The organism is Moraxella equi, assembly GCF_002027555.1.
Classification (GTDB): domain Bacteria; phylum Pseudomonadota; class Gammaproteobacteria; order Pseudomonadales; family Moraxellaceae; genus Moraxella; species Moraxella equi.
This window is the reverse complement of the sequence record NZ_MXAP01000071.1, coordinates 1-9153: the sequence shown is the minus strand read 5'-3', so window position 1 is coordinate 9153 and position 9153 is coordinate 1. Positions and strand designations below refer to the sequence as shown.

Here is a 9153-nt window from a genome sequence, read left to right as displayed (position 1 = left end):
TAAGTTGAGAGTGGGGTAACCGATATTAATTCAATGCTCCAACCGCCCGTATTGGAGCCTGAAAATTTGGCGATGACACTGCGGATTGGGGCGACCGACTATGTGCAACAAATTATTGCCGTACCACTCATTTTAAAATTAAGACGACTTGCCCCTAATGTGCAAGTGGCATTATTGCCTGTACAAGGACAGAATATCAAAACCTTATTTGAACAAAATAAAATTGATTTGGCGTTTGTCAGTCATTACAATTTAACACCCGATATGTACCAACAAAAACTTTATGACGAACGCTATATTTGTGCGATGAGTAAAACGCACTGGGTGGCAAATACCGCATTAACCTTAGAAACTTTTTGTGAATTGCCTTTTGCGATGTTTTCTTATAATGGTGGGGAGTTTAGTGGAGCGACCGATTTGGCATTGCAAAAATTGGGATTAAAAAGAAAAGTGATGGTGTCTTTAAATAATATTTTATTGTTGCCGTCTTTATTGCAAGAATCAGATTTGGTGGCGGTATTGCCAGAATGTCTTGCCAAAACTTTATCCAATGTCCATTTACAAACACCGCCCATTGAAATAGACGGTTTTACAATGTTAATGAGCTGGCACGAACGCACGCACCACGACATTGCTCACGCTTGGGTCAGAGAATTGGTGGTGGAGATGATGAAAGACATTGGCTAAAAAACACCATTATCAAGATTAATCCATATATGACAAATAATCATTAATGATAAATTTTTGTTGATTATTGTTGTATTTTTCATAATCAAAACTTATTTTGTAAAACTTAATTTATATGACAAAATTTTACTTACCCAGAACATTACATAATGCCGATAATAGTCAAAAATTCACAGACCTAGAATTATTGTCTGAAAATAAAAAAGTAATTGTAGTGCTTGCCGAGCCAGGTGCTGGCAAGAGTGATTTGTTGGATAGTCTTGCAAAACAAAGCAATGTTACAAGATACAAGGCAAATATATTTGCCCACTCTCCACACCAAGAAAATCACACAGTACTGATTATTGATGGATTTGATGAGTTGGTAAAAATTGATGATTCAGTAGTGATAAAAACACTGATAACAATTAAACAAACATCAGCAGAAAAAATTATTTTATCCAGCCGTTCTAGTGAATGGTCTAATTATTATAATACAAATTGCCAAGATATTTTTAACGAAGAACCTTTGCTGGTTTATCTTGAACCTTTTGATGAGCAAGAGCAAGCACAACTATTTTCACACTATTATCCAACATATAATGCAGAACGGTTTTTAATAGACTCTCGCAAAATTGAATTAACTCCCTTGTTATCAAACCCTTTATTTTTAAAATTATTTGCAAAATCTTATGTAGAAAACAATCAAAATTTTGAAAATAAGTATTCTGCATTTAAAATTGCCATTGAAGGTTTGGCAAAAGAAAGTAATAATGCATATCGCCATTCATTGTCCATTCCTAAAAAAATAGAATTGGCAGAAGATATTTTTGCAAAAATAATGCTATCTGGTGCTGAGGGTATCAGTATTACCGATGACTCATCAAATAATTTTTATCCTCATTTAACCGCTCTAAATTCTGATGAAAATATAAACCAACTGATTTCTACACAATTTTTTATTCCAGAAAATCAAGAACAGCACCGCCCCATTCATAGAATAGTGGCAGAATATTGTGCAGGCAGTTATCTTGCCAAAAAATTAACCGCACTACAACATCCATTATCACTCAATAAAATTTTATCAATCATAGTCCCTAACAATATCGTCAGAGACGAATTGCGTGGATTATTTGCTTGGATAGCCATATTGTCTAACAATCACAGAATTCAAGAGCAATTTATTGATTTAGACCCTTATGCGATATTATCTAATGGAGACCCTTCTTTATTGTTGTCTAGCTCAAAAATCAAACTACTAAATGCCTTAAAGCAATTAAATCAAAAAGACCCTTATTTTCGCCGTAGTGATGTATGGAGAAATTTTAGTGTTAATGACTTTTTCACGGAAGATTTGATTGATGAATTAAAGGAATTACTGTCTGAAAAACATCGAGAGGGTCATTTACAAAGAATGTTGTTGGAATTACTTATTGATTCACCAATCAATCAGAAAATAACAAATGAGTTAAAAGCAATTATTTGTGATACCAGACCAAAATACAAAGAATGGGGCATTCGTCGTTTGGCAGGACAATGCTTATTAAGCGTGAAGGATTATCCATTTAAATCACTTTTTGATGTCTTGATAGAAGAAGGAGATAACACCTCTTTATCAATCATTTCCGACATAATGCTTGGTGTTAAAGATAGCTATTTTGAATTTGATGACTATGTTAAATTTTTACAAGTATGCTCAGAACTATATCCTAAAAAATATGGTAGAGAAAGAGTGATTGGAACGCGCTATTTTATCACGGTATTTATTGATCAACTTGATTTGGATTTAACCATCAAATTACTTGATGAATTGTCTAAAAATCTGTCTTGTGTATGTAAGAATGAATATGATTGTCAATGCCGAATTGGTATGAGCAAAATCATTGTTAGATTATTAGACAGATATTTTGAGTTATATAATAAACCTTATAATTCCGTACAAATTTGGCAATGGGTTAAAAATTTATATTTTAAAAGTAATGTATCAAAAGATATCAGTTTGTCGGTAAAAATTTTTTCAGAAAATCACGAATTAAGACGCAGTATTATTAAGATTGCTATGGAAAATTTATCCGATATTGAGAAAATTCGTAAAATAGTATTTCATAATTTTAGTTTTCGGGGGCATTCTGGCTTGCGCCTTCAATATGATGATTATTGGTATATTGTTAATTTAGCATTTGATACCAATAATACGGCGTTATGGAAGTATTTTACACAAAGACATAATTATGAAAACAAAGAAAGTAATCCCAATTTATTACGCAGACATATGCGTTTACAAGCAATGCAAAAAAGTGAATTTTTGCGTATTTGGTATCAAGAACTTAAAAAAGATAAGACATATCATCAAGAGCAAAAGAAGGATTATAAATATGATAGATATATTAAAAGGCAAGATAAAAAACAACAAGAAATCTATCAAAAAAACCTTAAATATATTGCAGAAAATAGAGCCTTAATTGAAAGTGGTTGTCATTGGCAATCGCTATTTGAGTTTGCTTATACTGTTTTGCAAGAACCTGAAAGCATTGTGGAAAAATTTGGTGATGAAAAATTGGTTCGAAATGCACTTTATAATTGTTTAGACTTTATTAAGCCTGATATACCAAACCTACCAGAACTGGTAGAACTACAATGTCAATCTCGGAGCTTGGAGGTTGAAGTTATTTTATATGCTTCTTGTTTGGAAATTTTAAAAAGAGATGGTTCATTAAAGCGTGTTCCAAAAAATCTTTTGGAGGCTCTATGTACCAATCTATCTATGCATTGGCGTGGATTAAATTCTGATGAACATTCCTTATTCAAAAAGGAAGTTTATAAATGTCTATTTGATAATCTTGAACAAAAAGAGCAATTTTTGCGTGCATACATAGAGCCTCAAATATCTTGTGTGGATTGTTCTAGTCCACAAATTTATTGGTTGGACGAAGAGGAATATAAGCCATTAGCAAGAAAATTGTCCTTAGAATGGCTGATTCGTTTTCCTAATATGCAGTTTAATGCTCAAAAAGAGCTGTTTTTGCAATCCATAAAATTTGGTGATTTGGATAAACTCAAAGAGTTCATTAAAAGTAAAGGTGGTGAATTTCTTAAACAAAGCACCATACCAAAAGAGGATAACACATATAAAGAAAGGCAAGATTTTTGGCTGGTTCATGCCTTTTATTTGTTAGATGAAGACTACGAAATCTATTGGAATAAATTAATACAAGATATTAATAGTATTTTGATTTTAAATCGACATTTGGGAGCATTTGGAGATTATAGAGATTGGTTAACTTTAAGTTCTCAAAAGATTGAGCTTATTTTAAGTTCTTTTATTGATAAAAACCTACCCAATAACCCCGATAGTTTGGATAATGAAAAAACAGATGAATTTTTAGGTAATATCATTTTTATGCTAGGAAAACAACCGTCAGATAATCCATTGCCTGTCATTGATAGGTTACTTAATAATCCGATTTATCAAGATTTGCATACAAGTTTAAAAAGCATTAGATTTGATTATCTAAAAAAGTCTGCAATGGAAAATTTTAAAGCACCAACCCCAGAAAATATTGTCAATTTATTGGAAAAAGATGATATTGTCAGCAGTGAAAATTTACGCGCAGTAATTTTGGAGGAATTAGAGCTTTATCAAAACGATTTAAATGGACACGACACTACCACAAAATCAATATTTTATCATGGCGAACAGAGAGTTGATGAAAACACCGCCAGCCAATATATTGCGGAAAGATTAAGATTACGCCTCGAACATCGTCAAGTGCTTCTTGATATAGAACGCTATATGCACAATCAAAAAAGATGTGATATTGTTTGTTCAAAAATCATTAATGGCAAAAGAAAAATTGTCCCCATTGAAGTGAAAGGGCAATGGCATCCAGAGGTGTATTCTGCATTCGACAACCAATTAAATAAATTATATACCATTCACCCTGATTCTGAGGGTCAAGGTGTTTATTTGGTGTTGTGGTTTGGTAAAGATGAAAAAGTCGCCAACAGAAAGGGTCATTGTATTCAAAATGCAGAGGAATTATATCAAAAAATCCAAGAAAACCTCTCAGAAGAACTTAGAAAAAGAATTGATATTTTTGTGATAGACTTATCTTATATATAATCTTATTATTTAAGACCCAAACGGCTTGGGTCTTAATAAGGTTATTAAAGTATGGGTCTATGTTTTTAGATTTGAATTTTGTCAGTAAATAGGGCAAATCAGAGTAGATTTTTGCTATGGTTCACCCAAAAAAATCAAACACTAACAGCTTGCCAATTCTCATCGCCCACCACAGGCGGTAAAAAGGCAGGTTTATTTTGTTGAATGTGCCACAACACAGGTGGATAGCCATATTTTTCAGGCTGGCTTAAATCCAAACGCGTGGCAATTTGCTCATCTTGATTGTTTTTAAGCAAAGTTGCCAAATTCGGATTCATCAGCACCGCCTTGCCCACCGCGATAAATTCGGCAAAACCCGTCTCAAACGCCCCACGAATGTCCGCCCCCGAGAGCAAATTGCCCACGCCAATCAACGGCAATTTTCCACCAATATGGTCGTGAATTTGCTCAATGCGAGATTTTGTCGTGTCCGCTCCGCGTCTTGCCTTGTTATAAAAATCCCACAAGGAAATGTGCAGATATTGCAGGGGTTGTTCCACCAATTTATCCAGCAAAACAAAAGTATCCGCCATTGTCAGTCCATTTTCTTCGGGTTCTTCGGGCGAAAAACGGTAGCCAACAATAAAATCAGGGCGATTGTGTTTGGCTTTCACTTCATTTACGGCTTGAATCACCGCCAATGGGAACGCGGTGCGAGCGTGAATGTCGCCACCCCATTTATCGGTGCGTGTGTTGCTGTCGCCTGAGACAAACTGCTGAATCAAATAGCCATTTGCCCCGTGAATTTCCACCCCGTCAAAGCCTGCCTGCAACGCCAATTCTGCCGAACGAGCAAATGCTACAATCATCTCGTCCACTTCCGCCCCCGTCATCGCACGGGCAGAATGGTTGTCGGACGCGTCATTATCAGGCTTGACATAATCGCTTGGAGCAATGGCGTCAAAGCCTTGATTGATGTCGGCATTCCACTTTTTGCCACCGTGATGCAGTTGCAAAATGGCTTTTGCTCCTTGATTTTTAATGACATTGGCGGTTTCACGCAGGCTGTCTAGCACCGCATCGCTGGTCGCTTCTGGTTCGCCCATAAAGGATTTACCGCCGTGTTTAACCAAAGTCGCTGCCGTGATAAACAGCCCAAAATCTTGGGCACGATTGCCGATAAATTGGCGTTCTGCGTCCGAAATTGTGCCGTCAGGGTTGGACGCAAAATGGGTCATCGGGGCGACCACAAGGCGGTTTTTGATTTCTACGCCATTGTTTAGCGTAAATGGGGTAAATAAATCGGTCATAAGATTACCTTTTTTAAATGGTTTCAATAATTTGTTTGAGTAATGAATAAGCGTGGTGCTGTTTTTGTTCATCAAAATATAGTTAATGGCAATTAGCTCATCGGCCCCGTATTTTTGTTGAAAATCAATTAACTGCTGTTTGACACTGTCTGTATCGCCAATCAACGAAGTGCTCATCATCGCTTGGGCAGACAGTTTTTCTTGAGGCGACCACAGAGCGTCCATATCAGGCACAGGCAGACACATGCCACGAGACACGCCACGCACCAAATCCCAAAACAGTTGCTGTTGTGTAGTCGCCAAAAAGTGGGCTTCATCATCGCTGTCCGCCACCAAAATATTATTACAAATCATCATATAAGGTTCATTTAGCACGGCGGACGGCTTAAATTCTTGGCGATAAATGTCCACCGCCATTTCCAGCATTCGTGGGGCAAAATGCGCGGCAAAGGCATACGGCAAGCCCAAACGACCAGCCAAATACGCACTTTCGGTGCTTGAACCCAAAATATAAAGCGGAACATTTAGCCCCAACGCAGGATAGGCTTTGACTCGCCCTTGTACACTCTCATTACCAAAATAGCGTTGCAAATCAGCAATATCATTTGGAAATTGGTCAGAGATGTCCGCACGCCCACGCCTTAACGCCATTGCCGTCATTTGGTCATTACCAGGGGCGCGCCCCAAACCCAAATCCACACGATTGGGGTATAAAGTCTCCAAAGTGCCATATTGCTCCGCCACCTGCAAAGGGCTGTGATTGGGGAGCATTACGCCACCACTACCAACACGGATTTTTGCGTATGCGACAGCGTATGGGCGATGAGAATTTGCGTGGCGGAACTTGCCAAATGGGGCATATTATGATGTTCGGCAATCCAAAACCTTGTAAAATCAAGGTGTTCTAAATGCTGTGCCAAACGCACCATTGCGTCTATGGCATCTTTGGCGGTTTGTCCTTGTCGCATTGGAGCAAGGTTTAGGGCGGAGAGTTTGGGGATTTTCATAACAATTTTTCTTATCTTAATATCTAAAAAATTAGATTTGATAATGGGTTAAAAATGCCATTAAAAACGGCATTAGGGAAAAGTTTGGTTCAATTTTTCAATCAAATCGGCTTTGGCATTGGGGGCAAAACGGTAATAAGTCCATTTGCCCATTCGCTGACTTTCTACCAAACCGACCGATTTTAAGGTGTTTAAATAGCCTGAGACGACCGACTGAGCCAGCCCTGCTTTTTCGGCAATTTTGCCCACGCAAATCCAGCCACCGTCTTGCATTGTGGTGCATTCGGGCGAAAAATCGGGGAAGTGTAGGGCGGGGTGGTGTAGCCAAACGAGCATTTGTAGGCGGTGTTCGTTGGCGAGTGCCTTGAAAGTGTCAATGAGTGTTTGCATAGGCGGATATTATATCTAGTTTTTTAGAAATGTCAATTTCTTACTTTCAGACGGTCTAAGACCAAAACACCGCTTAAAATTAAACGGTGTTTTTTTAATTAAGCCATCAACTCATCAATCAATTCTTTTACGCTTTTGATTTTGTGGATTTGTGAAATGCCATTGCCCACCGACACATAGCCATTGTCAAAATCGCCTTCTAGCATACCCAAACGCATTCCTGTACCTGCATTCATCACTTTGGCGATGTCGGCACGGCTCGCCCCATTTTCACTCATTTCAAAGCATTTTTTGGCGAGTTCGGTTGGAAGCGAGCGGTAATAATACGGCTCGGTACGGAACAGTAATAAATCATTAGCCGTTGCACCCACAATCCACTCTTTGACTTTTTGATGACTTCGGCATTCGGTTGTGGCGATAAATGCCGTGCCAACCCATACGCCTTCTGCCCCCAAAGTTAAGGCAGCCTGAACCGATTTTTTATCGGCAATGCCACCAGCGAGCATAATTGGCAAATCCACCTTGCCCACAAATTCAGCAAGCACCGAGAAACTACCAATTTCTTTCATTGGCAATGTACCACCTTCATCAAAACCCGTCAGCACCAAAATATCCGCCCCCAACGCTTGGGCTTTTAAAGCGTCTGCCAAATTGGGATTGGGCAATCGGCAGATGATTTTAATGCCTGCCTGTTTGAATTTGGCGTAAATTTGTTCATCAAGCAAACCGTTATCCAACACCACAGGCACACGCTCTTCAATCAGCAAATCCACCATTAAGGGAATAAGCGAAAAATCATAAGACAAAATAAATGGTACGCCAAACGGCTTATCGGTCAAAGCCTTAACCTTGCGGATTTCGTTACGCATTCTTTCTAATACTTCTTCGCTGGAAGTGGGATTGCTTGTTTGCCCTGCGTGTGGGGCTAAAAAGCCCAATCCGCCAGCGTCCGCCACGCTTGCCACCAGATGAGCGTCCGTCAGCCACGACATCGGGGCTCGGACAATCGGATATTTGATGTTCAAAATTTGGGTAATGCGGTTTTGCATAAAATTCTCCTAAATGATTAAAACAGCTTATTTCACTCGCTCGTTAATCCATTCTGCCACATCGTCATTGATTTTTTGTCCGCCATTTTCCAGCATCAACAAATGCCCGAAGTTCGGATACAAAATCAAACTTTTATCCATCGAGTTGGTTTCATTATAAAAATCAATGGCATCTTTGGGGGCGACAAACACATCTTTATTGCCACTAATCAACATCACAGGGGCGACAAATTCGTCATCATTGTCTTTTAAATATTTGATGCCTTCTTTAAAGCCGTTGGGGAACGATACCGAAAATTTGTTCAACATCAACGGGTCATTATCAAGCGATAAACCAGCCCCTTCAAATGGGATATTGAGCGTGGTTAAAGACACCGAGCCGTCCACAAAACTGCCCGCAGGCTCGGGGCGTGGCAAATGCCCAAAATTCATTGTGTTATAACGCAAAACGCCCGCCGCCAAAATAAAGCCGTTCACATCGTGCGGATATTTGGTGCCATAAAGTGCCGAAATGTGTCCGCCCATAGAATGCCCGAGTACAAAAACAGGTGTGTTTGGGTTTTCTTGCTTGGCTTTTGCCACGACAAGGCGTAAATCTTCCACCATTTCAAAATATACCAACCGAACTT

5 protein-coding genes and 1 pseudogene are annotated in these 9153 nt (G+C 38.6%); 2 read left to right on the top strand and 4 right to left on the bottom strand.

The window, feature by feature from the left end; genetic code table 11:
• The first annotated feature begins 33 nt into the window (after positions 1 to 33).
• Together B5J93_RS07370 and B5J93_RS07365 are read left to right on the top strand one after the other, a co-directional pair.
• A complete protein-coding gene (locus B5J93_RS07370; protein ID WP_115236784.1) occupies positions 34 to 687 on the top strand; it encodes a LysR substrate-binding domain-containing protein in 654 nt (217 codons plus the stop codon).
• Between the two features lie 115 nt (positions 688 to 802).
• On the top strand, positions 803 to 4789 hold the full coding sequence (locus B5J93_RS07365) for an NACHT domain-containing protein (protein ID WP_079325802.1): 3987 nt from the start codon (positions 803 to 805) through the stop codon (positions 4787 to 4789).
• Positions 4790 to 4923: 134 nt separating this feature from the next.
• On the opposite strand, the pseudogene B5J93_RS14405 reads toward B5J93_RS07365, so the two are convergent.
• The 4 genes and pseudogenes from B5J93_RS14405 to B5J93_RS07340 form a co-directional block, all read right to left on the bottom strand.
• A pseudogene (locus tag B5J93_RS14405) lies at positions 4924 to 7007 on the bottom strand (MsnO8 family LLM class oxidoreductase).
• A 150-nt stretch (positions 7008 to 7157) separates the two neighbouring features.
• A complete protein-coding gene (locus tag B5J93_RS07350) occupies positions 7158 to 7475 on the bottom strand; it encodes an ArsR/SmtB family transcription factor (RefSeq protein ID WP_079325800.1) in 318 nt (105 codons plus the stop codon).
• Between the two features lie 98 nt (positions 7476 to 7573).
• Complete coding sequence (locus B5J93_RS07345) at positions 7574 to 8524, bottom strand: NAD(P)H-dependent flavin oxidoreductase (protein ID WP_079325799.1); 951 nt, start codon at positions 8522 to 8524, stop codon at positions 7574 to 7576.
• Positions 8525 to 8551: 27 nt separating this feature from the next.
• Positions 8552 to 9153: alpha/beta fold hydrolase (locus tag B5J93_RS07340; protein WP_143823506.1), on the bottom strand; the 602-nt coding region annotated here is incomplete at its 5' end.